19 protein-coding genes and 1 pseudogene are annotated in these 24470 nt (G+C 71.0%); 5 read left to right on the top strand and 15 right to left on the bottom strand.

Annotation, left to right across the window (positions count from 1 at the left end):
• Positions 1-18 precede the first annotated feature (18 nt).
• The 11 genes from BCY76_RS11995 to BCY76_RS11950 all read right to left on the bottom strand — a co-directional run bounded on the left by BCY76_RS11995 (position 19) and on the right by BCY76_RS11950 (position 15683).
• Positions 19-1314: a hypothetical protein gene (locus BCY76_RS11995; protein ID WP_070159874.1), complete on the bottom strand. Its 1296-nt coding sequence runs from the start codon at positions 1312-1314 to the stop codon at positions 19-21.
• Entirely contained in the window at positions 1311-2744 is a 1434-nt protein-coding gene (locus BCY76_RS11990; RefSeq protein ID WP_139827768.1) for a Wzz/FepE/Etk N-terminal domain-containing protein, read from the bottom strand. The genes BCY76_RS11995 and BCY76_RS11990 overlap by 4 nt, the downstream gene beginning before the upstream one ends.
• 281 nt (positions 2745-3025) lie before the next feature.
• Positions 3026-4096 (bottom strand): hypothetical protein, encoded by a 1071-nt coding sequence (locus BCY76_RS11985; protein ID WP_085437736.1) that lies wholly within the window; start codon positions 4094-4096, stop codon positions 3026-3028.
• Between the two features lie 143 nt (positions 4097-4239).
• Entirely contained in the window at positions 4240-5952 is a 1713-nt protein-coding gene (locus BCY76_RS11980; RefSeq protein WP_085437735.1) for a sugar transferase, read from the bottom strand.
• The gene (locus tag BCY76_RS11975; protein ID WP_070159865.1) at positions 5949-6809 is read right to left on the bottom strand and encodes an ATP-grasp fold amidoligase family protein; all 861 of its coding nucleotides are present in this window, start codon (positions 6807-6809) and stop codon (positions 5949-5951) included. Before BCY76_RS11975 ends, BCY76_RS11980 begins: the two co-directional genes overlap by 4 nt.
• Positions 6806-7972 carry a hypothetical protein gene (locus BCY76_RS11970; RefSeq protein WP_085437734.1) on the bottom strand — a complete coding sequence of 389 codons (1167 nt, stop codon included), beginning with the start codon at positions 7970-7972 and terminating at the stop codon, positions 6806-6808. Before BCY76_RS11970 ends, BCY76_RS11975 begins: the two co-directional genes overlap by 4 nt.
• Positions 7861-8265, bottom strand: a complete 405-nt coding sequence (locus tag BCY76_RS17630; protein WP_139827767.1) for a hypothetical protein — start codon at positions 8263-8265, stop codon at positions 7861-7863. Before BCY76_RS17630 ends, BCY76_RS11970 begins: the two co-directional genes overlap by 112 nt.
• Entirely contained in the window at positions 8258-9244 is a 987-nt protein-coding gene (locus tag BCY76_RS11965) for a glycosyltransferase family 2 protein (protein ID WP_070159862.1), read from the bottom strand. Before BCY76_RS11965 ends, BCY76_RS17630 begins: the two co-directional genes overlap by 8 nt.
• A gap of 11 nt (positions 9245-9255) precedes the next feature.
• The gene (locus tag BCY76_RS11960; protein ID WP_070159876.1) at positions 9256-9975 is read right to left on the bottom strand and encodes a WecB/TagA/CpsF family glycosyltransferase; all 720 of its coding nucleotides are present in this window, start codon (positions 9973-9975) and stop codon (positions 9256-9258) included.
• 471 nt (positions 9976-10446) lie between these two features.
• Entirely contained in the window at positions 10447-13074 is a 2628-nt protein-coding gene (locus tag BCY76_RS11955; RefSeq protein WP_070159860.1) for a LuxR C-terminal-related transcriptional regulator, read from the bottom strand.
• The gene (locus tag BCY76_RS11950; protein ID WP_085437733.1) at positions 13071-15683 is read right to left on the bottom strand and encodes a helix-turn-helix transcriptional regulator; all 2613 of its coding nucleotides are present in this window, start codon (positions 15681-15683) and stop codon (positions 13071-13073) included. Before BCY76_RS11950 ends, BCY76_RS11955 begins: the two co-directional genes overlap by 4 nt.
• A gap of 554 nt (positions 15684-16237) precedes the next feature.
• Here BCY76_RS11950 and BCY76_RS11945 point away from each other — a divergent pair.
• The 5 genes from BCY76_RS11945 (at position 16238) to BCY76_RS11925 (ending at position 20779) form a co-directional block, all read left to right on the top strand.
• Complete coding sequence (locus tag BCY76_RS11945; RefSeq protein WP_139827765.1) at positions 16238-17524, top strand: HEPN domain-containing protein; 1287 nt, start codon at positions 16238-16240, stop codon at positions 17522-17524.
• A gap of 168 nt (positions 17525-17692) precedes the next feature.
• Positions 17693-18325: a SipW-dependent-type signal peptide-containing protein gene (locus tag BCY76_RS11940; protein ID WP_070159852.1), complete on the top strand. Its 633-nt coding sequence runs from the start codon at positions 17693-17695 to the stop codon at positions 18323-18325.
• A 111-nt stretch (positions 18326-18436) separates the two neighbouring features.
• Positions 18437-18955, top strand: coding sequence for a hypothetical protein (locus tag BCY76_RS11935; RefSeq protein ID WP_070159850.1), 519 nt, complete (start codon positions 18437-18439; stop codon positions 18953-18955).
• Between the two features lie 169 nt (positions 18956-19124).
• A complete protein-coding gene (locus tag BCY76_RS18640; protein ID WP_201791126.1) occupies positions 19125-20306 on the top strand; it encodes a hypothetical protein in 1182 nt (393 codons plus the stop codon).
• A complete protein-coding gene (locus BCY76_RS11925; RefSeq protein ID WP_085437731.1) occupies positions 20303-20779 on the top strand; it encodes a hypothetical protein in 477 nt (158 codons plus the stop codon). Before BCY76_RS18640 ends, BCY76_RS11925 begins: the two co-directional genes overlap by 4 nt.
• A 347-nt stretch (positions 20780-21126) precedes the next feature.
• On the opposite strand, the gene BCY76_RS11920 is transcribed toward BCY76_RS11925, so the two are convergent.
• The 4 genes and pseudogenes from BCY76_RS11920 to BCY76_RS18185 form a co-directional block, all read right to left on the bottom strand.
• Positions 21127-21744, bottom strand: coding sequence for an HTTM domain-containing protein (locus BCY76_RS11920; RefSeq protein ID WP_085437730.1), 618 nt, complete (start codon positions 21742-21744; stop codon positions 21127-21129).
• Positions 21735-22334 carry a hypothetical protein gene (locus BCY76_RS11915; protein ID WP_139827763.1) on the bottom strand — a complete coding sequence of 200 codons (600 nt, stop codon included), beginning with the start codon at positions 22332-22334 and terminating at the stop codon, positions 21735-21737. The genes BCY76_RS11920 and BCY76_RS11915 overlap by 10 nt, the downstream gene beginning before the upstream one ends.
• Positions 22331-23146, bottom strand: coding sequence for a DUF5819 family protein (locus BCY76_RS11910; protein WP_070159846.1), 816 nt, complete (start codon positions 23144-23146; stop codon positions 22331-22333). Before BCY76_RS11910 ends, BCY76_RS11915 begins: the two co-directional genes overlap by 4 nt.
• A gap of 170 nt (positions 23147-23316) precedes the next feature.
• A pseudogene (locus BCY76_RS18185) lies at positions 23317-24470 on the bottom strand (hypothetical protein); the annotation flags it as partial.

The following is a 24470-nucleotide window of genomic DNA, read 5'->3' as shown; positions in this document are numbered from 1 at the left end:
CGCCCCCTCGTCATCTCGTCACCTCTCACCGTCACCACTCACGACGACGGCGGGGGTCCTCCTCGGTTCCGTCCGCGCACTCCGCGCGGGGCGGGGCGAGGCGGGCCCCCGCCGTCGTGCTGTGCGGGTGCTGGGCGGGGCCCAGGGCTTCGTCCCGGTGGGCTCTCCCTCGGACTCCCCCGCGGAGGCCCGGGAGGACGTGAGGATGGCCAGCAGGAACGGCAGGACCACGTAGGGGTTGTTGAACCCGCTGACCGAGACGCTGTTGGTCACCGCGATCGCCATCAGGGTCGCCGCGAGCAGCGCCGACACCCCCGCGCGACGCAGGAAGATCCAGGGCAGGGCCAGGATGAGCACGACGCCGAGGGCCCCGGCGTCGAAGACCACCCGCAGGGCGAAGGCGTGCAGGATCACCGAATAGCAGGTGCCGTCTTCCGCCGAGGAGAACAGGGCCTCATAGTAGGCCAGCTCCTCGCAGGTGGCCGGGCTCATCGGTGTCATCGGCAGCGTGCCCACCAGCCAGTTGACCGGCCCCCAGTCCTGCGTCTCCCGGAGGAACACGTCGAAGAACCGGACACGGTCGATGACCTCGGACTCCGCGGCACGCTCCTGGAAGATCACCACCGGAATCACCGCGACCAGCATGGGCACCGCCAGGGCGACCATCCGCAGGAACACGTCGCGGGTCCGGGTGCTCAGCATCGCGTAGAGGAAGCACAGCACATAGGCCACCGCCCCGCTGCGCGACCCGGAGAGCACCGTGAGGACGCCCAGCAGGAGCAGGAGCCACAGGCGTGACCGGGGCGATCCCCGGTGCACGACGGCGGTGAGCCCGCTGAACAGCGCCAGCTCGAAGTTGTTCTCCAGGAACAGGCCAGGGCGCTCCCCCGGCCCATGGACCACCCAGGTGAGGGCCGCCTTGACCGTCGCCAGCGAGACCAGCCACCAGGTCAACGTGGTCAGCGCCCCGCGGCGTGTCCAGTGCTGCCCGACGGCGACACCCATGGCCACCAGGTACAGCAGCCACCGGTAGGCCTGGACGAAGTCGTCCCACGGGACGTCCGTCACCCAGACCCCCATGACTCGGGTGTAGGCGTAGATCGCCACGAGGCTGAGCGGAAGCAGCGTCAGAATGCGGCCGCGCAGGAGCACGGCGCCGATGAAGAGGATGATCCACGCATCGAGGAGCATCGTCATCGGCAGCGGGGAGAACCGCCCCACGAAGAGCACGCTGATGATCGCGCAGAGGATCAGCCCGCCGGACAGCACCCTCTGCAGCCCCGACGGGAGCGTGCCCGCCGGCCGACGGGTCATGGTCGCTGCCCTCGCCTACCTGCCCGGCGCTGCCCTCCCCGGTGCCGTCCTCCTCCGTGCCGTCCTCCTCCGCGAGGACCCTCCCGCGGAGGCGCCCCACGGTGGGAGCTCGCACCACGAGACGCCGCCCGGCGAGCGCGCCGGCGGCGGCGCGCCGTCGTCCTCCCCACCACGATGACGCCGGCGAGGGACCGGCTGAGTCCTTCCAGCACACCCAGGGCCCCGGACAGCTCCTCCTGGACGGTGTGCCCAGCCCGGAGCACGAGCCACGTGGCGTCGGCGTCCCCCGCCAGCCCCAGGCCCCGGGCGTCGGCGGAGACCGGTGCGGCATTGAGGATCACCAGATCGCAGGCGGTCCGGGCGCGGTCCACGGTGTGTCGCGTGTGCCGGAGGTCGGCCTCGAGGGCACCTGTCGGGGCGTCCAGGGCCATGATCTCCACGCCGGCAGCGGGACGCCGTCCACGCACGGACACTCCCGCAACCGGGGAGGACCGGCCGTTCTCCGCGCTCTGCGGGCTCTGCGGCAGATCGGCCGCCGCCCACCCGTGCCCTCCGGAGGCTTCGATGAGCAGGACGCGGAAACCATCGCCTGCAGCCGCGCGGGCGAGAGCTTCGGCGACGTCGGCGGAGAGCACATCCGGGTCCACGCCGGCCACGAGCATCACCGGTGCGGGCCTCTCGGCACCACGGCCTCCTGACCGGGCGCGCAGGGCCTGCATCGGAGCCAGGATCCTCCGCATGGCCCCGGCCGCGTCGGATTCGGGCTCCTCACCCAGCTCCAGCACCGGCATCGACGTGCTGGCCTGCACGTCATGGCGGTCCCGCACCCTCCGGTTCAGACTATCCCGCAGGGCGGCCGACCCCAGCCCCAGGGCGGCCCCGGCACCGGCGGCTCCGCCGAACACCAGGAGCGGCTGCGGGGAGGTCGGCGCCTCCGGCAGCACGGCGGGCTGCATGATGCTCACGGAGATCAGGTCCTGCGGTGCCCCCTGCATCGCTTCGAGGTCACCGACGAACTCCACGAGGCTGTCGGTCAGTGCCTCGGTCCGGGCCATCGAGACCTCAGGACTGGACGCGCGCACCGAGAGCTCGAGCAGGGTCGTGCCGTCGACCACCTCCGCATCGACAGAGTCCGCGAAATCGGCCAGCGGCTCCTCCACCCCCTCGCGCCGCATGACCGGCTCCAGGACCACCGGGGTGCTCACGAGGTCGGCGTAGCTGGCCACGATCTGCTCGGAGACGGACCGCCCCAGCTGCAGCTGAGACAGATCCTCACCGGTGGCGGTGGTCACGTAGATCCGCGCCGTGGAGGTGTACTCCCGAGGCGCCAGGACGAAGAAGGCGGCCCCGAGCACCAGACCGAGCAGGAACAGCGCGCAGGAGGATCTCCAGTATCGGCGCACCACGCGCAGCATGTCCCGCACCGTCATCTGTGACTCCTCCTGTCGATCGTGTCGATTCGTGGGCCACCCAGGTTCTTCCCCTGCCCAGACGAGGCTCCCGCTGTGCGGACGTGCCGCGTCCCAGGGACGGCACACCTCGCCGCCGGACGGCGGGTCAGGCTCCGCCTCCCGGGCGGATTCAGAGGCGAGCTCAGGCGCGGGTTCAGGGGCGAGCTCAGGCGCGGGCGCAGGGTCAGGCTCCGGGCCAGATGGCGCGGACCCGTCCTCGCGCCGGCGTCCCACGGCATGGGCCAGCATGGTGGACATGCTCATGACGCTCTCCTCTCCGAGGCGCAGACCTGCACGTCGCCAGGGAGCGACGCCGGAAGCCCTCCGACGAGGCCTGGAGGTGCACTCGCCGGAGGGCGGTCAGTAGGGGACGTGCTCGCCCGCGGTGCCGGCACCACCTTCCGCAGCATCGGCAGGCTCCGCAGGCGCCGGCGGTCCTCTCCGGCGGGGACGCCCAGCTCCCGCAGCAGCATGAGCACCACGACGCCGGCGGTCAGCTGGACCAACAGCCTCAACTCAGCGGCGGTTCCCGGGTCCAGCCGCCCGCTGTGCGTGAAGGTGCTGCGCAACCGTGCCGCATGCTCCGCCCAGACCGCGGCGGGGATCTCGGGCGCCACGACCTCGTCGACGCCGACCTGCTGAGCCAGATGTTCGAGCTTCCGGCGCAGCGTGGAGTCCTTGATCTCGCGACGGCGCAGACCGGACGTGGTGACGAAGATCGCCTCGGCCGCGCCCAGCAGGACCAGCATGCTGGCCTCCGGGAACTCCTCGGAGAGCCCGGTGCCGGCCAGCAGCAGGGACAGTGCCGTCTCATGCTGGGTGCGCAGCTCCTGCCAGCCGGTCAGCAGGTCCGCGAAGGCGACGTCCGTCGTACTGAACAGCGGCGGGCCAGGCTCGGCCCCGTCCACGTCGGCCGGCTCCCCGCGGGTCCCCGACAGATCTCGCGTCACCCAGACCTCCTCGGAGCTCTCGCCGCCGTCGGCGACGGTCCGGGCCTGATACGTCACGGCGGGGCGGGCGGCCAGGTGGCCGAACGCCAGCAGACCGAGCACGCTCCTGATCTGCTCATCGACTTCGGCGACCGAGGCGGACCTGCTCGGCACCAGGCGCAGCCGCACAGCGCCCGAGGGCTCCGGGACGAGCTCCAGGGTGCTCCGGGACGTGGCACCGCTCCCGGTGGAGCTGCCCTGGGTGGAGCTGCCCTGCAACGGGAGTGCGCCGCTCCACGGCCCGGGCCCCGTCAGGATGTCGGTGAGCTGCGGCTCGTCGAGGAGCAGCTGCGCCTCCACCAGGCGGCCGTCTGAGATCTCCTGTGCATGGTTCGGTCTCATGGTTTCCCCAGTCCTGTCTGATGTCTCACTGCTGTCGTCGTCGTGCCTGTCATGCTCGTCGTCGCCTGCGGCACGAGTGGCGTCGCCCTCGCCGGCGCGACGCGTCTCCCGCGGGATCCGCCGAGACTGCTGCTCACGGGGGGTCAGTACGCTCCGGCACCGCGCACCACCGCCCGCAGGGTGCGCAGCACGATGCCGATGTCGCCGGTCAACGACCAGTTCTCCACGTAGTAGAGGTCCAGCCGGACCGACTCCTCCCAGCTGAGGTCGGAGCGGCCGCCCACCTGCCACAGCCCGGTGATGCCGGGTTTGACCAGCAGGCGACGCTCATCGGACTCCGCGTAGTTCTCCACCTCGCTGACCAGCGGCGGCCGCGGCCCCACCACGGACATCTCGCCGCGCAGCACGTTGAGGAACTGCGGGAGCTCGTCGATGCTGAGCCGGCGGATCACGGCGCCGACCTTCGTCACGCGGGGGTCGTGGCGCAGCTTGAACATCACCGCATTCCCCTCGGAGGAGCCCAGCAGCTCCTCCCGGCGCGCCTCGGCGTCGGTCACCATGGAGCGGAACTTCAGCATCCGGAAGCGCGCATGCCGCAGCCCCACCCGCGTCTGGGAGAACAGCGCCGGGCCGGGGCTGTCCCGGCGGACCAGCACCGCGACCCCGACCAGCAGAGGCAGCAGCCCCAGCAGCGCCGCCAGGGAGAAGGCGATGTCGAAGGCACGCTTGAGCGCCGCCGCCGCACCGCTGAGCTGCGGGTAGTCCACCTGCACCAGCGGAACCCCGTCGACGCTGGTGGTGTGCAGGCGGCTGGCGGAGACCTCGCTCAACGACGGAGCCGTCACCAGGGTGACGTCCAGTGCGGCGAGCGCCCAGCCGAGTTCGCGCAGCGCCTGGGGCGTGAGCTGATCGGCGCCGGTGAGGATGACCGTGTCCACGGCGTCCCGGGTGACGGCGTCGCGGGCCTGCGCGATGATCTGCTCCCGGGAGGCCCGGGCCTCGACGGCAACGCTTCCCGGTGGGGCGTCGAGCTCGTCCCGGGGCTCCTTGACCATCAGCCGCACGGGGAGGAAGCCGCTGTCCGGGCCGAGTCGCCGCAGATGGTCGGCCAGGTGGCCCACCTTGCCCCTCTCCCCGATGATCAGGGCTCGCCTGACCCCCTCACCGGAGTCGCGACGGCGCCGCAGCGTGCGCCGCCAGACGAGACGTCCGACGAGCAGGAGGACCACACCGGCGGGGATCGCCGCCAGCGCCCAGGGCCGCAGGGCCGCCTGCGGAAGCACCAGTCCCAGCACCGCGGTCAGGCCCAGCACCGCGCCGGAGGCGGTGAGCACCCGTCCGAGCTCTCGAACGCCGGTGCCCAAGCGCCGGGGATTGCGGGTGCGGGCCACGGCCAGCAGCAGTCCCCACACCACCAGCACGCCGGCCGAGAGGGACGCCTCCCCGATGCCCGAAGGCAGGACCCCGAGCAGGTGCAGCCCCAACAGGGTGACCAGGATGAGCAGCTGGTCCGTGGCGGCGATCCCACCGGACACGCGGCGGTGCCAGCGGCGCAGCTCACCGGTGCCGACCAGCGAGACGGGCACCGCAGCATCAGGGGCCGCAGCATCAGGGGCGGTGACCGCACGGTCTGCGCCGCCAGGGGCGGTGAGCCGCCAGGCTCCTCGCCCCCGGCGGTGGGTGAGCCCGCGCAGCTCGACGGAGGCTGCCGCCCAGGTGTGCGGGACGGTCACCACTGCGCCGACGCCCGGCTCGGACGCCGGCGCAGACCACACATCCGGCGTCTGCTCCCTCGGCGTGGAACGCCCACGGGGTGGGCCGGCGGCGCCGCTCTCGGGGACGATGTCGAGACTCATCGCAGGCTCCCCTCGGGGGCATCCATCCACCAGCGGCCCATCTCCAGGTCTACTTCCTCCGGTTCGAAGGGATCCATCCCACCCGACGGGTAGGGCGTGAGCTCCCCGAACCACGGCACGCCGTCGATCTCGTAGAAGTCCACCCGCATGAAGCCGAATCCGCCGCCCAGCGCCTCGGCGTGGGCGATCATCTCCGCCAGCGACGTCGGCCGCGGGGCCTCCGGCTCCTGGGTGACCCCGTTGTAGAGGTCCAGGATCCGCCAGTCCGGGCTGTAGAACCGCTCACCATGGCCGGCGGTGAAGCGCCCCGAGGAGCGGTGCAGCATCTTCACCCGACCGTGGAAGACATAGAACTTGTAGTCCACCAGGTCTCGGCCGCGGTCCCGGCTCAGGTCCGGCTCCACGATCAGGCTGTGGTCCGCCCACCGGTAGGCCCACTCCCCCAGGGCGGCCCGGTCATAGGTGCGCAGCCAGCCGCGTGTGGTCCCCCGCAGCTCCTTCACGGTGGTGGATCGGTCCCCGAAGGCGACCATCCCACTCGCGTGGTTGGGCTTGATGACCCAGCGCTCCGGCAGGTCTGAGACGTTCAGATCGTCGACCTCGCGGCCGCGCCAGAGCGTCGCCGGCACCTGCAGCTGGGGGCACGTCCTGGCGGCGTACTCCTTCATCCGCGTCTTGTCACACGTCCAGGCGATCTGCTGGGTGCGTTCGGCCAGCATCCGGCGGGTCAGGACCTCGGTGAAGCGGGTGGGGCGGCGGAAGTCGCCCCACCGGCCGAAGCGGCGGCGGTACATCACATGCCTCACCAGTGGGTCCGGGACGGGCCCGAGGAGCTGTCTCAGCGTGGTCCTCGTCATCGGGTGCTCCTTGTCATGACGGTGACGTCGACGGCGTCGCCACCTGTGTCCTCATCGGTGTTCGTGAAGGGGTTCGCAGGCGTGAGGCCCGCGGGGGCGTCAGGGGGTGCAGCGGCCTCTCCGAGTGACCGCACTGCGGCACCGGTGCGGCGGGCGGCGACGAGCGCGCCGGGGAGCACCTGCAGCGTCACCACGACGGCGATCATCGCCATCGGCGGTGCGGCGGCCCCGAGGCCGTGGTGGACCCCGAGGACGCTCAGCGGCACCGCGCAGGCCAGGGCGACGCAGGACATCAGAGCCTGCCACGTGAAGCCTGAGCGGTCAGTGAGCAGATTGATCTGGGTCAGATGCGCCGACTGCGCGACCAGCAGGATCGCCATGGCGGCGGTGAGCATCCAGGACGGCTGCAGCTCGCCGCCGGAGACCAGCCGGGAGACGGGGCGGGCCAGGAGCAGGTATCCGAGGGCGGCGGCGAGTCCCAGCCCCGTCAGAGCAGCATTGGCCCGAATCCACAGACCTCGGTCGAGGCTCCTGGAGAACCGCGGCCAGAACACGATGCCCGCCATGTACATGACCGAGTAGATCGGCATGTAGAGCTGCAGGGCCAACGAGTATTCGCTCAGCTGCTCCGCAGTGGCGGCGGCGGCCAGCACGAACCGGCCGTGCTGCTCCAGCAGCACCATCCCGGCGCTGGCGATGAGCACCGGAAGCCCGCCGGACAGGATGCTGCCCATCGACGGCCCTGCGGAACCCTTCGGGGGCTCGCTCCCGGCCACGGTGCCGGCGTCGTCGAACACCTCCGGGGCGGTGTCCCAGGACCGCGCGGCCGCACGCCGACAGAGCAGCAGGAACACGACCATGCCGATCGGCAGGCCCAGCGCCAGCCACATGGGGCTGACACCCGCCATGCCCGCGAGGAGCACGAACGCCAGGTTGACGGCCCCGGGGACGAGGCCCAGAAGCACCAGCAGATCCGCCCGGTCCTGGCCGATCAGCACCCGCTCGGCCAGACCGAGCGGCAGGGTGAGCAGGAAGAGCACCAGAGAGATCGTCATCGCGGCGTCGAGCTGCCCCCGCAGCTCGACCGGCACTCCGAAGACCCACGACCACAGCCCTGCCTGCCCCACCGCGAGAGCGAGCACGGAGCCGGCGACGCCGACCACGGCCAGCAGGCGCGCGGTGCTGACGCTGGCAGTGCGGCGGCCTCCCGACGAGCCGCCGGGGACTCACCGGCTCGCGCCACGGCCCGGGAGACGGCCGCACCGAGCCCGAGGTCCGCGAAGGGCAGCGCCATACGCAGCTGGGCCACCAGCACGATGAAGCCGAAGGCGGCCGCCCCGGCGAAGTGCATGGTGAAGCCCGCACTGGTCAGGGTCAGGGCCGCAGCTACCGGCAGCACCGCGATGCGCAGCCCGGCCGTGCGAAGGAACGCGGCGGCCCAGCTGCGTTCAGCCATGATGCACCGGCAGCCGGGGGGCCGCCATCCCGCTCAGTCCCACCAGCAGCGCCGCGGGATGAGCACCCGCACGCAGCCCGGAGATCAGCTCCCGGATCCCCCGGGACCAGGCGCGTGAAGCCAGGGCGCCGCGGGCCACCACGGAGGCCATGAAGTCGGCCCGAGCGGCGGCCGGCACCTCCACCAGCAGAGAGTCGAGCCAGGCACGACTGCCCTCCCAGTCGAGGCTGCGGGAGACTGATCCGACGCTGCCCTGCTGGACGCGCACCAGGATGTCCGGGATGGTCTCGATGCGCACCCCGGCGCTCTCGAGTCGGATCAGCCAGTCCCAGTCCTGGTGCCGGTTCAGGCTCTCGTCCCACGGGACGTCCAGGGCGGTCTCGCGGGGGCACAGCAGGGTGGAGGTCTGCAGGAAGTTCCGACGCAGCCGCACCGTGGAGCGGTCCAACACGTAGCCGACCACTCCGGGCGCCACTGCTCCGTCGGGCCCCAGCCTCGTCCTGTAAGGGCGCTCCGGGACCGCCCGGGTGGAGGCGCCGACGAGCAGCGCGCGGCAGGACATCACGGTGCCCTCCGCCGCTGCGCGCGCGTGCCCTGGCTCACCCGCCGGGCTGAGTCTGATCTGCGACTCGGCCTTCTCGGCGACCCAGTCATCGTCGTCGTCGAGGAAGGCGACCCACGGGGTCTCGGCGAACTGCACCCCGAGGTTGCGCGCGGCTCCGGCTCCCTGCCGACCCGCGGTGCACACCAGGCGATACTCCAGCCCGGTCAGGCGACTCTGCACCACCGACAGCGCATCGAGGTCGTCGACGACGACCAGCGGCACGGTGGGCACGCTCTGGCGCAGGGCGGAGCGCACCGCTTCCCGCAGGCTGGGGCGGCCCACCGTCGGGATCACAGCGGTGACGAGCGGCTCGGCGGCGAGGCCGCCGTCGAAAGGGCTCCCGGTGGGACCCTCCGCGGGGCCGTCTGTCGTCATGTCGTCGGGACTCATGCCGCACCGCGCAGGATCAGACGGGCCAGGCGGACCGGCTCCACCAGGTAGCGGCCGGCGAAACGCCGCGGGTCCGAGGCCAGACGCCACGCCCACTCCAGTCCGGCCCGCCCCAGCCAGCGCGGAGCCAACGACTGAGCTCCTGAGATCTGGTCGATGGCTCCGCCCACGGTCGCGATGACCGGAATCTCGGTGCGGGCCCGCAGGGCGACGGCGATCTGCTCCTGCAGCGGCATGCCCATGCCGATGAGCAGGATCTGGGGCGCGAAGGCGCTGAGGCGGGCGACGACGTCGTCGAGGTCCTCAGGAGCCCACGGGTCGGCTGGCACGGACAGCACCTCGACAGCGCCGCCCGTGCCCCGGCTGGCGCTGCGGGAGAGTCGCTCCGCGGCCTCGGCGTTGGAAGAGGCCGAGGCCCCGAGCAGGGCGAGGCGACGGACGGCCGGCAGGTGCACCGCCTGAGGAACCCAGTCTGTGGATCCCAGACGGTGCCGCGGACCCAGCCGGGACCGTCCGTCGCGAGCCGCCCGGAGGCCGAGCAGCACCAGCAGAGGCATGCCGTCGATGAGCCGCACCTCGGCCTGCTCGTAGAAGCGTCGGAACGGTTCCTCGGTGCGCATCAGATACGCCGAATGCAGGTTGTGCCCGGCCACGGTCACGCGTCCCCCGGAGGCGATCTCCTGGGCCAGCCGCAGCAGCAGGGCATCACGGTCCATGGGAGTGACCGTGACGTCCACGATCGGCACGGTCCGCGCCGGGGCTCCCGGAGGAGGTGCGCCTGGACCCGATGGTCGTCCGTCCGGATCGACAGGGGGCCCGCACAGGGGTTCAGGGTGAGGTTCGACGGCGCGGGCCGTCTCAGGTGCATGCGTGGTCATCTCGCGATCCCTCCAGGTCATCGGCGATGAGTGCTCCAAGGGCACCTCTTCAACCTAGGGACGCGCGGACCGGACCGGAATCCGCCTTCGCACCACAGATGCGACGGTCTCCTGCGCATCTGCCGCCGAGCACCCGGACGGGACATGCCCATTGTCCGAACAACACGACGACAGCTCCTCGCACGGCCTGCGAAAGATGCGCGCACGAACATGTGTCATCACCGCAGGAGTGCAGGTCAGGGCTGTGCTCGGAGACTCCGAGGACGCATCAGACGGGGTCGGCCTGATACCGCCGGACGGACGCCCGACTCACCGAACGGGAGCTTCGAAGGGCTCGATGCGCAGGTGAAGGGACAGCAGCTCCATCCGATTGCCGCAGCCGAACCGTTGCAGCATTCCGGAGATCGTGGCCTCCACGGTGCGCGAGGAGACATGCAGGTCGCGAGCGATCTGCGCCGTGGTCCGGCCGGCCCGCAGCCCGGCGAACACCGGCGCCTCCCGGCCGGTGAGGGTGAGCTCGAAATGCTCGCGGAACATGGTGGACTCCTCGCCCGGACGCCGCGAGTCCAGGACCAGATTGAGCAGCCGGACCCTCAGCCCGGCGTCAAGGTCCTCCCGCCGATCCCACATCTTGGCCAGTACCGCCAGCCCCAGCAGGCGCGCGTGGGATCCGATGAGTCTCTCCGCGGCGTCGACGGCGGCGACGGGGTCGTCGGTGCCCTGCGCTTCGGCGAACAGCCGGATGAGCCGGGGGCGGCCCGGATCATCCCGCCATCGGGCTCGCGCCACCTGACGAGCCGCCTGCGGAGAACGACGCAGCAGCACCATGAGCAGCAGCAGCTGCTCCTGGGCCGTCTCACCGGCGTCCCCGGCCTGCTGCGCGAGGCTCTCCAGCCGTCGACCCAGCTCCTCCTCGGTCAGTCCCGCGGCGCAGAGAGCCAGACCTTCCCCTGCCAGGCGCAGCCAGGGGATCCCGTCGGCGGCGCCGGCTTCGTGCCGCTCCGGGCCGGCGTGCACGGGGTCTGCATGCACAGAGTCCGCATGCACAGAGTCCGCATGCACAGAGTCCGCATGCACAGAGTCGGGGGACTCAGGATCAGGGAGGATCATGCGCGGGGGCTGCGCCATCAGAGAGGCCGCCGCGAGGGCGAGCGCCCGACTGAAGCCGAGCAGCCCGTACGAGTCTCCCACCGCGTGGATCCTGGCCGCCGAGGCGGCGCTGCGGAAGGCCAGGTGCATGCGGTCGTCCTGCATCGCGGCGAAGGCAGCCAGCAGGTCACCGACGCCGGCCAGCGCCGGGCTGCGCAGGCGTCGTTCGTTCCAGATGTCGGTCTCCACTCGCAGCATGTCGACGCGCCACCCGGAGGTGGCGGAGATGAGCAGCAGCATCGCCACCGCACATTCCTCCATATCCGGGAACCCGTCTTCCCGGCGGAGGACGTCGATCAGCGTGGAGAGCACCTCGCGACCGAGGTCCGACTGGTGTCGGGTTCCCAGGAGCGTGCCCGCGCAGAGCTGGCTGAGCAGCGACTCCTCGCAGTCCTCGGAGGCGCGCAGAGTCTGCAGAGCGGCGAGCAGCTCCTCGGTGCGCTCCGGGTCATCGCTCATCGCCAGCACCGCGTCGAAGGTGCTGGTGGGTGAGCCTTCTCCGGCTCGGCTGCGCAGGGACTCCACCACAGGAAGCGACCTCTCGGGGTGGAACAGGCGGATCCGCTCAGCGACCAGGACACCCTCCCTGATCTCGGCGCGGCCGGCTGCCTCCGGCAGGGATGCCAGACGATGCAGCGCTCCGTCGACGTCCCCCAGGGCGTAGTCCGCCCGTGCGGCGAGCACCATCAGTTCTGCGGAGGGGCGGGGATAGAGCTCGGTGAGGACCTGCACCATCCGATACCAGGAGGCCGCGAGGCCACGGCGGGCCAGGTCGGCAGCCTCTTCGAGGCTCGGTGTCTGCTGCGCCCGGGCGCGCCACCACCGCAGCGCCGTCGCGGAGGAGTCTCCGCCCTGGGTGTGGTCGATGCCGCGGCCCTCGTCGTGCCACCAGCGCAGGATGTCGGCCCAGCGCATCTCGCTGAGGATCATCAGGCGCACCCCTTCGGCAGTGACGCGCAGGTCCGACCAGCCCCCCGCCGCCGTGGTCTCATGACCCAAGAGTCCCTGGGCCACGAGGCTGGCGAGCGGCTCTTCCCCGTAATGGTCCAGTGCGTGCTGCTCAGGGATCCGACCAGCGATGGCGACCAGCGTGAGCAGCTCCCGCTCGTCGATCTCGAGGCCCAGCAGCAGACTGTCGGCGGCCTGGGACAGCGTCTGATGGAGTTCCTCCTCGTCACCGGCCCATTCCCAGAACCCCTCATCCTCTCGGAGGGTCCCGGCGCTTCTCGCCATGTCCAGCAGACTCTCCGCGAGCGCCTGCTGGCCCGCCGAGAGGTGGTAGAGGCGTCTCACCACGCGCAGCGACACCGGTCCGCCGAGGTGCCGCCTGACCTGGACGCCGAGTTCGCGGGCGCTCACCGTCCCGGGGAACACCGCGCGCAGCTGGCCGGTGCGTTCGAGCTCGTGCAGGCGCTCCGGGACGTCCTGGGGAGAACGCACGACCACCAGCAGACGACGGCGCCCGGAGACCCCGAGGCTGACGACGTCGTCGAGGACGTCCTCCGACAGGTGACGGGGCCACAGCACCACCACCGGTCCGGCGCGGCCGTGGGAGTCCGGTGCCGGAGGGACGGAGGCCCCGGTCGAGGACGAGGGCCGACCGCCCAGTCCGTCGATCACCGCCGGGGTGACGGACTCCCGCATCGCGGCCAGCAGGGCCTCCACGCCCCAGTGCCCAGGCAGGTGGAGGACCCAGGAGCCGCCGGCCGGGTCGTCCAGGAACTGGCGGACGAGACGGGCGGGAAGGGGCAGGTCAGGGGTCCGGAGGCGCAGAGGACCGCGGGTCATCGGCGATCCCTCGCTTCGAAGAGCTGGGAGCGCAGCTCTGTGCGGGAGCTGACGCCGAGCTTCCGGTAGGTGTTGCGCACATGGCTCTGGACGGTGCGCAGCGAGATCCGCAGGGACTCGGAGATCTCTGCCAGGCTCATCCCCTGGACGGCCTGTTCGGTGACCTCCCGTTCGCGGGCCGAGAGCAGCGCCAGGCGGTCGCGGCCTTCGACGGTCAGTCCCGTGACTCCGGGCGCGAGCCGCACGGGGCGACGCGCCACGGAGGCGACGCGGAACCGGCCTTCACGCCCTTCCAGGGCGGCGACGGCGTCGTGAACCCGGTGCGTGTCCCCGTCGAGTCTGGCCGCGAGGAGCTCCACGACGACGGGCTCCACGCCGACGGAGCGGGCGTGGCGGATCAGCGGGGCGAGGGACTGCTCGGGGAGCGTGTGCAGACCGCGGAGGATCAGGCAGCGCAGCACCATCCGTCGATGCGGAGGATCCTGTGGCGCATCCTCCACGGTCTGCTCCAGGCGGTCTGGGTCGCCGAGGACGACGGCGTCGAGCAAGTACCCCACAGAGATGAGCACCTGCCTCCAGGCCGAATCGTAGAGCCCTCCGGTGGGCGGCCGGACGTAGCCGGGAGGGCCCAGCAGCTCCTCGGCTCGGCCCCCTTCGACGGCGTGGTCGAGGGCTTCCAGCAGCGTGCGCCGGACGGGCCCCTGCGGCAGGCCGCCGTCGAACTGAGCCCAGATGTCCTCCAGCAGGTTCCTCAGATCATCCAGCGGCTCCCCGCAGATGAGGTCCTGGAGCATGCGCATCAGCTCCGTGCTGGTGGTCCGGAGCAGGACCCGGTCCACCGACTCTCCCTCGAACCAGTCCTCAGGGAGGACGTCCTCCTCGGGGGTCAGCAGCAGCCGCGCGGCCCCGAGCACGCTGGCCACCCAGTTCGACGCGATGATCGGCACCTCGCGGAAGGGCACCGCCTCCGGCGAGACGGGCCGAGCGGGCTCCTGCGGGTCGTGCTGGTGGGCAGCACGACAGGCCTGCAGGGTCGCCAGCAGCGCACGCCCCAGCTGGGCGAGGTCCGGGCCAGCCTCCGGCTCCTCCAACGTGCTGGCCTCTGCGGTGTCCCTCGACGCCCCCGGCGCGGCTCCCTCCGGCGCGGTCTCTTCCAGCGCGGTCCCCTCCGCCGGCGCATGCCCAGCCGACGCCGGCGCGGCACCCCCATGTCCTGAGGAGCTCCTCACGGCGTAGTCCTGGAGGTGCGACAGCGCCTGCAGCAGATCGTCCAGATCAGGGCGAGTCTGTGCGGCGTGGGCCAGCGCGGTGAGGCGGTGGGCTCCGGCGTCGACGTCTCGCAGCAGCACGATCTCGATGAACGCGAGCAGAGCCACAGCCGTCGTGTCCGCATCAGCGACAAGCGGCCGCAACAGTCGCATGGCACGGCGGGGTGCGCCGACGGCGATCTCGCAGCATGCCTGGACATGGGTGCGTCCGACGTCGTCAGACGGCAGCGCCTGGAGGACGAACCGGGCCTGGTCCACGTGACCCAGCTCCAGCAGGTGCCAGGCGGCCGCGCGCGCCTCCTCCGGGGTCACCGGGTCCCCCACGGAGCAGGCATGCAACGTGCCCTCCGGGGTCCTCGGCGGCTCGGCCACAGGCTGGCGGGACATCACCAGGCTGTGCTGGTGGACGGGGCGGGTGACGGCCACGCCGGAGCGCCGGATCGTGAGCAGTCCGGCCTCTTCCAACGGGAAGATCGTCTCGCGGAGGGTGTCGGAGTCCATCGCGTCGTCCATGCGTACCTCCCCCTGGAGCGCGATGGTCCGCAGCGCCTGCACGCCTTGGGCGCCGAACGCCTCACGGAGGCGTCCGAGCACGGCGTCGGCGGCACGACGGTCCAGCCACTGCGGCGGATGCACCACCACGCTGCGCGAGTCGACGGTGCCGATCCAGCCCTGCGCCGCCCCATGTCGCGCCAGAACAGAGAGGTCCTCCGGCACGCCACCGGTGCAGGCATGGAGGTACCGGGCCAGCGCCGACGTCGGGGGCTCCTCGAGCATCTGCGCCAGCAGACTCCGGGTCTCCTCGAGGGTGAGCGTGGCGAGCTCCAGATGCAGCCCCCGCGGGCCGTTGAGCACGCGTGCGAGCCGGCGGACGATGCGAGAGGACCCTGAGGCCGTCATCAGCACGCCCACCCGGTGGGAACGGATCACGGCGTCGAGCACATCTGAGGAGTCCTCGTCGAGCAGGTCGGCCTGGTCGACGAGGAGATGCCGCTCCACCGTGCTGGTCACGGGGCCGCCGGCCGAGCCGTCCATCAGTCTGCGGGCCGCCTCCTGCATACCGAGCTCGCGGAGGAGCCCCAGGCGGCGGGTGAGCGGGGCCTCCGGGGACTCCACGGTGGGGACGACCTCGAGCGTCGCTTGGGCTCGCGCCGATCCGTGGGCGAGCAGACCGGCACGCTCCGTGCCGAACACGCCGGTGACCAGCACCACCGGTGCCGCGACCTCCAGGCAGTGCTGCTCCAGCGCCGTGCGGGCCAGAGCGGCGGAGGCGCCGCGCCGTGGGCAGTGGCCGGGCCGGGCCTCGGGGTACGAGGGATCGGGGTACGAGGGATCGGGCATGGGGCGTCCTTCTCCGTCGGCCCAGGGAACTCCGGTCCCCTGGGGGAGCTCTGCCGCGCCGGATCGGATGCCCCAGATGGGAGCGCGAACGGGTGACAGGCCACACTCGTCCCTCGATCCGCAGGTGACCCGGGCGGATCGTGTCCCGAGCGCATGGATCCTGTTGATCAGACGAACAGATGTCCTGTCTTTCTGTGACTATGCCCGCATCGTCTCATACTCCCCCGACGAAAGAGACCGTAGAGCGCCTCGCCCCCGCTTCAGGAGCTCCGATTCCTCCGCCAACACCGGCCGGGAATGCGACGAACGTCATATGTCATCCGGGAGCCCCAGGTCAGCGCCATTGTGACTCGCCAGTTCACCAGAGGGGGCGCGAAAGTGCTTCAATGAGGAGGTTGTGAGGACTGGTCTGAACCGTGTCTTTCAGGCTCCGCAGTGACCGGTGCTCCCGCTCAGAAGGCGCTGATCCGAGCTCCGCTCCGGGTCAGGAACCCATGACGATTCCCCGCGTCCGGGCCCGCAGCGCGCCCTCCGTCACCCGAGGAACGACGACCGTGATCTTGCAGCAGCACCTGTCCGGCACGTGGTGGCCGCACGACAGGCCCTCTCCCCGACGCCCCGGCACGTTGACCGTGAGTCGGTCCCAGGGCGGGCATCTGCGTCTCCGCTCGGGCGACGTCCCGCCCGTCCCCGCCTGGAGCACGGGCGTGTTCCATGGCCTGCTGGAGGGTCCGGCCGCCGATCCCGCCACCGAACGGGCCGCCGCCGCTCTGGTCCCCACCGAGCAGGTGACCGGTCGGCCGGTGACCCTGTTCGGCACGCTGCCCCTCCAGGGCGATGACAGCCCGACTCCCGACGAGGGGGAGGTCGCCGTCGACGCGATGCTCGTCGGCGAGACCGTCGAGTCCCCCGATGAGCACCGTTTCCGCCGAGCCCTTCTCGAGATCCCGGAGCTCACTCCCTGGAGCTCTGGGAGAGTCGCGGACGAGGAGGCGGGATCAGAGGCCGCCGAGGGGGATCCTGTCTCCGTCGCGGTGCCGTGCCGCATCGGTCAGCACGCTGAGACCCACAGTCTGCGATTCACCCCCGATCCCGCCCGCGGCCACGTCCAGGTGGCCGTGACGGACCGTGACCCTGAAGGGCTGTCGGTGGAGGAGATACGGCGCAACGCACACGCCGTCCAGGATCTGTTCTCCCTGGCCTCGCTGGCCCCTCCGTCCGCAATGCACGCCCGCATCCCCACCGGCGAGACAGACGACGAGGCCCAGCTCTTCTGGCGCCAGACGCTGTCCTTCCCTTCCCAGATCGCCCCACGAGGAGCCCTGATCTTCTCTGCGGCAGACCTGGCGATCACCACCGCCCTGCCGAGGTGGTACGAGCTGCGCCGGAAGCACCGCGTCACCGTCGACCTGCTCATGGGCATGCTTCGCGCTCCGCACCGCTACACCGAGCTGAACCTGCTGGTGGTCGTCGCCGCCGCAGAGGCGCTCTTCGCCACCACCGACAACCGGTCGAAGCGCCAGCGGAAGGACTCCACGCTGCGCCTCAAGCTGGTGGCGATGGCCGAGCGCGTGAAGCTGGCGGACCGGATCGGTGTCAAGCTGCCGGTCCAAGAATGGGCCGAGCGCACAGCCCGAGTGCGGAACTCCTTCACCCATACGGGTGGGGCCACCGACTACACGGAGGAGCAGCTCGGCGAGCTCGTCGGCCTGACCACCGCGGTGGTGGTGGCCAACCTCGTCCAGGACCTGGGAGTCCCGCCGGAGGCGTGGGCCGGCGGGCTGGCCCGGAACCCGGCCCTTCGTCTGCAGCGCCCGGCCGACGCGGCGACGCTCTTCTGACCCCAGCTGCTCAGACCCCCGCCGCACTGGCGACCCCGTGGAAACCCTTGCTCCAGAGGGTGAAGCGCATTACATTCGACAGGGACGCTCGGCAGCTGAACCCGCCTGTCTTCGGGACGGGACGATTCAGCATTCCGCGGGCGCGACTCACTCGTCCAGGGGGCATCCATGACCGAGGCACGCACACCCGCACAGAAGACCGCCCGTCGCCGGAAGGTCCAGGCCGTACTGGCCGGAGGACTCGTCCTGGGCCTGGGGGCGGCGGTGACGATGGCCAATTGGAACGACTCGGAGTTCGCGGAAGGACTCTTCGGCTCGGCGTCGTTCAACCTGGAGGGGTCCACCGACGGCGAGGCCTACAACGACCATGACGCCGTCGACGAGGCCGCCCAACTGACCTTCGCGGCGGACAACATGACCCCGGGGCAGACTGTCTACGCGCCGTTCTGGGTGCGCCTGGACGCCGACACCACCATCGACGGAACCGTGGAGGCCTCAGACGGCATCGGCGTGGTCGCCTCCAGCGGGGAGAACGCGGCGCACCTGTCCTACGAGGTGCTGGCCGACCCGGACTCCTGCGATGCCGCAGGCGCCGCCAGCGGCACCTCGGTGGCCGCCGGCGCGGACCTCAGCGAGGGCATCGGCAGCACCACCTCCTTCGACCTGTCCGCCGGGGACGGCGACGCCGGCACACCTGTGCTGCTGTGCTTCGAAGTCCAGGCCAGTCAGGACGACTTCGTCCAGGATGACACCACGGAGGTGACCTGGGAGGTCACGGCGACCTCGGTCGACAACCCATGACCGAGGCGGCGCCGGCCTCTGCCGAGGGGCCCCGCCGCGGACGCCGTGGCCAGCTCTCCCGGAGGATCCGGGCTCTGGCGGCCAGCGGCTGGTGCTCGGCGTGGGAGCTCGGTGACGCTGGCATCGTGGAACGACTCGGAGTTCGCCGGAGGCACCGTCTCGGCCGGGCACTTCACCCTGGAGGGCTCCACCGACGGGTCGACCTTCCGCACCACGGACGCGGAGGACCCCCATCAGCTGAGCTTCACCGTGGCCAGTGGGCTGACCCCTGGCCAGCGCACCTACGCCTCGTTCAGCGTGCGCACCGCAGCCGGGTCCGCCGGTGGGACCGTGCAGCTGCAGAGCGACGACGGCAACACCGGCACCTTGGCGAATGCAATGACCTACGGGGTGCGGACCATCTCGGGAACCACCTGCAACGCAGCCAGCTTCGACGCCGGGACCGTGGTGGTGTCCCGGGGCACGGCGCTCACCGGCGACGCGGCAGACAGCCAGACCGTCGCGGCGGACCAGGGCTCCGAGGTGCACTATTGCCTGGAGCTGACCCTGTCCTCCACCGCCCCGAATCAGGTCCAGGGCACCTCGACGACGCCGCTGTGGCGCGCCGTGGGGACCTCCTCGAGCGGGTGAGCGCCGTGTCCCGTATCCGGAAAGCGTGCGTGGAGGTGCTGCTGTGGCTCGCCGCCCTGGCGGGTCTGACGGCGATCGTGCTGGTGATATGCGCTCATCTGTTCGGCATCTCGCTCATCCTGTTCCGCACCGGCTCCATGGAGCGACGATCCCCCAGGGTTCCGCCGCAGTGGTCCAGGAGGTCCCCGCCGCGGTCGTGGAGGTCGGCGACGTCGTGACGGTCGACCGGCCGGGCCAGATGCCGGTCACGCACCGGGTGACGTCGGTGAGCCCGGGTGAGGCACCCGAGGAACGGGTGCTCACCATGCAGGGGGACGCCAATGACTCCGAGGACCCCTACCCGTACACCGTGACCGAGGTGCGCGAGGTGCTCTGGTCGGTGCCGGGTCTGGCCCAGCCCATCCACCGCATGGGGGACCCCTGGGTGATGGGCACCATCACGGTGGCCGCCGCCCTGCTGGTCGGCTGGGCGTTCTGGCCGCGGGACGGCGGATCGACGTCGTCGCGACGGCACCGCCCCCGCCACGCCTCCGCACCCAGTGCCCGTGCCCTGGGTGTGATGGTCGGGGGTTGCGCGGCGCTCACCTCCGGTGGACTGCTGATGGCGGACGCCCCGGCAGCCCACGCCGAGGCCCTCGATGATGAGCCTCAGGTGGAGGTGATCGCCGGACAGCACCTGCAGCTGACGTCCTCCTACCTGCCGCAGGCCTCCCGCACACTGGCACCCGGTGAGGTGGTGCCCTGGGAGGTCGCCGTGGAGACTGATGCGCCGGGGCCGGGCGAGCTCCGTCTCGGGCTCAGCAGCACCGGGGACGTCCCGCTGAGGGTGCGCGTGGAGTCCTGCAGGGTGCCGTGGTCTGACCCGGCGCTGACCGCCGAGGCGGTGTGTCCGGACGGGTCCGTGGTGCTCCGGGAGGCCGAGGACGTGCCCCGGGACGGGTCCGTGGAGTCACTCGGGGCGGTCGACGCCACCGACCCGCAGTGGTTGCGTGTCCTGGTGACATTGAGCGACGGGGCGACGTCCGAGCCGTCCTCCGGGCTGACGTCCCTGCGGGTGCATGCGGAGGCCTTCGGCGACGACCTGACGGTGACCCCACCGAGCACGGAGGGCCCCCCGAGCCCGGACGACGTGCCGGACCAGGGGGCGGAGGATCACGTGCCGGGAACCGACGACCCGACGGCACGTGAGCCCGAAGACCTGGCCAGCACGGGAGCAGCGCTGCTGCTCCTGCTGCTCGCCGCTCTCGGTTCCCTGGCGGTGGGGCACCTGCTTCGCCGTCGGCGCCGAACTGCCGCCGGGGCGGCAGATGCGGCGAATCCAGCCGACACCCACGACGGGGAGGCGCGATGATGCGACGCCTCCTGGCCGCGATCGCCGTGCTGGGTTTGGTCTGCCTCGGCGTCTCGAGCTCGGTGGCGCCCCGCATCGAACCGACGGAGGCCTCATGGACCCACCAGCAGCCTGCAGGCGCGGCCACGCTGTCTGCGGCGACGGTGCCGCCCGTGGCCAACCTGAGCTGCTCAGGCTCGCTGCTGCTGGGACGGCTGACCATCACCTGGTCACATCCTGCCGGCACGCTGCCACGCCAGGGCTACCAGATCCAGCGCTTCTCCTCCCCCACCTCCAACACGCCCACGCACACCTTCACCGTGGGCCCGAACGCCACGCAGTACGTCAACAGCAACCTGGCCCTGCTGAACACCACACGGTGGGAGGTACGCACCGTCGGGCCGGGAGGCTGGACCTCGGCCCCGTGGGCCATGCAGGTGGTGCAGCTGGCCACCGCGCTCTCCTGCACCCCCGAGTCCGGGCCGCGAGTCTGAGAAGCCCACACCTGAGAGGACACGGCGCCCGAGAACCAGGACATTCCCTGAAGAAATCCGAGCGGGAACTGTTGCCACGAGCAATGATGCATTGTCAGGATGGCAGTGCTCCCGGACTTCTGGGGGCGCCGACGGATCGAGCAGGGGGAATCCCTGGTTGACGAGTGGCAGCGACACCTGCGGATGATCAGGCGGTTCTCGGGCTGAACGGCATTCTCCTCGGATGACTCAGCGGCGAAGGGCCCTGACGCTCCCGGGTCGCGCCGTCTTCGCTGGTCCGGCACCTGGTCTCCCTGGGGTTGCCGGGCCAGCGGCCTGTCCGGCCGAGGACGCGCTGACAGGGACGATCACCGCCGGGTGCGTCGGGGCGCACCGGCCGGTTCGGCCTCCGGCTCCTCGTCCTCCCGTGACTCCTCCTCCGCCTCGTCGCCGCGGCCCGCACCCGAGACCGCCCCGTCGCGGTCACCGTGGGCAGAATGCGACTCGATACGAGGTGCCCCAGAGTCCCGGCCGCCGCCCAGCTTCCCCCGCAGCGGCTCCGGGAGGCGTCGCAGCACCGACCGCAGCACCGCAACGGTGGTCCTCTCGATGCCCCGCCAGGTGCGGCTCGAGACGAAGATGGCGTCGAATGCGAGCATGGCCAGCGAGAACCACGGCAGACCCATCATCACGGCGATGCCGCCGTGCAGCAGCACCACACCGACCAGAGCCAGTCGGCGGCTGACGGGGTGCAGCAGCCCGACGGCGAAGAAGAGCTGTACGTACACGGAGAAGTAGGTCAGCGCTGTGAGCAGCACCGGATTGCCTGTGACCAGGCTGTTCAACCACGGGAAGACACCGTACTCGTGGAGGCTGAGCGGATAGTACAGCGCAGTGCCGGCCTGCCAGGTGGACCCTTGGATCTTGTACAGGGCGGAGGCGGTGTAGAGGATGAAGATCTGGCAGGCCAGGCCGATCAGCGACACATTGTGGATGAGACTGGTCCACCACCCGGGGAACACCGGCAGGGAGTGCCACAGGTGCGCGAACGGGCCCAGCTGCCCGGCGGCGGCGCGCTGCTCGCCGCGTCGACGTCGTCGGCGTCCAGGGACCAGTGCGCGGAGGTGTTCATGAGCACCATGAGCAGCAGCCCGATGCGGGCGATGTTGTCCCCCTGGTCACCCATCGGGGAGGCTCGCTCCACCAGCGCCGCCATCCCGATCGCGAGCAGGAGGGTCGTGGCGCGAGTGCGCCAGCCGATGATCACGGCCACGGCCAGACCCATCAGAGCCATGTACATGAGGGTGAACAGGGCTGGCGATTCGACGCCGAACACATCGACGAGCTCGCCGAAGGCGTTGACCTCCCGGTACGGCTCCGCCCAGAAGGATCCCGTCCCCCAGAGGATGTGCCGCGAGGTGAAGTTCGTCAGCAGCAGACCCAGCATGGCCACGCCGACGAGGATGCGCGTGGCTGAGAGGCCGTAGAGGGCGTTCTGCTGCAGGAGCAGCCAGCCCTGGCCGCGGATGTTCCAGTCGTTGAGCGGCTGGATCACGTGGTCTCGTACGAGGCTCATCGCCAGTCCCCTCCCTGGTCCAGGTAGGGCGCGAAGGAGGCGATCTCCTCCTCGGTGAGATCTGTCGCCGCCCGCCAGCCGTACTCCCGCTCCGTGCGGGTGGTGTCGTCCACGGTCCGCTCCTCGTCGTCCCAAGACGGAGCGGGACGGGTGGACGTGCGGTACTGGACGTGGAGGACCTCTCCGTCCTCGCCCCAGATGTTCTCAGCGGCACCGGTGGCGATGCGCGTGGCCGCGGCGTCGGCCGTCATATAGCGGTTGATGTCTGACGTTCCGGCGCCGCCGTCGACGTCCGCCAGGCGCTCCCGGAGCTGGTCGACGGGAGTGTCGGTGTAGCTGGCCTTGAGCCAGTCGCGCTGCTCCGTGTTCATGTCGCTGATGGCACTGTGGAGGCGGTCCGCGGTGCGGCGGGAGATCTTCGCCGTGCGTGCGGGGAACGGGTTGCCTGCCACGATGCCGTCCTCGTTGTCGATGAGGTCCACCCAGTCGGTGTGCACCTTGTTCCCCGAGTCGGGGTCCTCCACGATGGCGCGAACCTCGAAGGTGACTGCCACGCGCCGCGGGTTCGGGGCGAAGATCGACCAGTTCTGTTGGAACCAGGGCTGGATGTACTCGCGGACCCGGTCCTGGCCCACCGCATCGCGAGCCGGAGTGCTGGGGGCGACCCACAGGCCGATGATCAGTGTGTGGATGAGCACGAGTGCCACCAGAGGCCAGGTGAGGGCGCGGGCCCCGCCGGGCAGGTGACGCAGTGCGCGCCGTGTCTGGGCCAGCGGTGAGTCAGCTTGGCCGGATGTCTCTGGTCTGGTCACGGAACCTCGTCACTCTCCAGGTGGTGCGGTGCTGGAACAACATCAGCGGGCGAGGGGCGCCCCTGTCAAGGCCGGGTGTCGCGTGGGGCGCCTCAGAAACAGACGAGCTGGCGGCGCCATCACCGGTGAGGGTGATGGCGCCGCCAGCTGCGTATGCTCGGCTGATCAGCTCATGGCTGGTCAGCTGGTGCGGCGAACCTTCGCGAAGGCGATACGCCGGAGCCGACGACGACGAGCAGCAGGGCCATCAGGCCCAGACCGATCGCGCCAGAGACACCCGTGGAGGCGAGGTCGTCTCCCGGCTTGCCGTCTCCCGGCTTGCCGGCGCCGTCCTCAGCACCGGTGCCCGGGTCGACGGTCCCGGTGCCGTCCTCGCCGGCCGCGGCCGGCTCGGCGATCGTCACGGTCTCGGACGCCGAGACGGACGGGTCGGTGTCGTCGGTGGCGGTGACGGTCAGCTCGCCCGGCTGGGTGCCCTCAGGGACAGTCCAGTCGATGGAGAAGCCGCCGTCGGAGTCCACCTGGACGCCTTCGATGGTGTCGATGACGTTGCCGTCCTCGTCGGTGATCACCACGGTGACCGTGGAGTCAGGCACGAAGCCTTCACCCTCGACGGTGACGTCGTCACCCGGGGTGACGGTGCCCGGCTCGACGCTGATCGACGGGTCGTACTCGACGCCGTCCTCGGTGCCAGACTCATCGCCAGCCTCGGTGCCGTCTGCGTCCACTACGGTGACGGTCTCGGAGGCGGTGACGTCCGAGTCCTCGTCGTCGGTGGCGGTGACGGTCAGCTCGCCCGGCTGGGTGCCCTCAGGGACAGTCCAGTCGATGGAGAAGCCGCCGTCGGAGTCCGTCTCCACGCCTTCGATGGTGTCGATGACGTCGCCGTCCTCGTCGGTGATCACCACGGTGACCGTGGAGTCAGGCACGAAGCCTTCACCCTCGACGGTGACGTCGTCACCCGGGGTGACGATGCCCGGCTCGACGCTGATCGACGGGTCGTACTCGACGCCGTCCTCATCGCCATCCTCGGTGCCGTCCTCGGTGCCGTCCTCAACGCCTTCCTCGGTGCCAGACTCATCGCCAGCCTCGGTGCCAGACTCATCGCCAGCCTCGGTGCCAGACTCATCGCCAGCCTCGGTGCCAGACTCATCGCCCTCGCCCTCGGTCACAGCGAGCGTAGCCTCAGCAGCCTCACCCGTGGTGTCATCCGTACCAGTGACCGTCAGATCACCCGGCTCGGTGCCCTCAGGAACAGTCCACTCAGTGGTGAAACCACCGTCAGCATCAGTCGGAACATCCTCGATCGTGCCGACGACGTTGC

Origin of the sequence: Nesterenkonia sp. PF2B19, from assembly GCF_001758425.2 — a bacterium.
Lineage (GTDB): Bacteria > Actinomycetota > Actinomycetes > Actinomycetales > Micrococcaceae > Nesterenkonia > Nesterenkonia aethiopica.
This window is presented reverse-complemented; position numbering and strand designations above follow the sequence as displayed.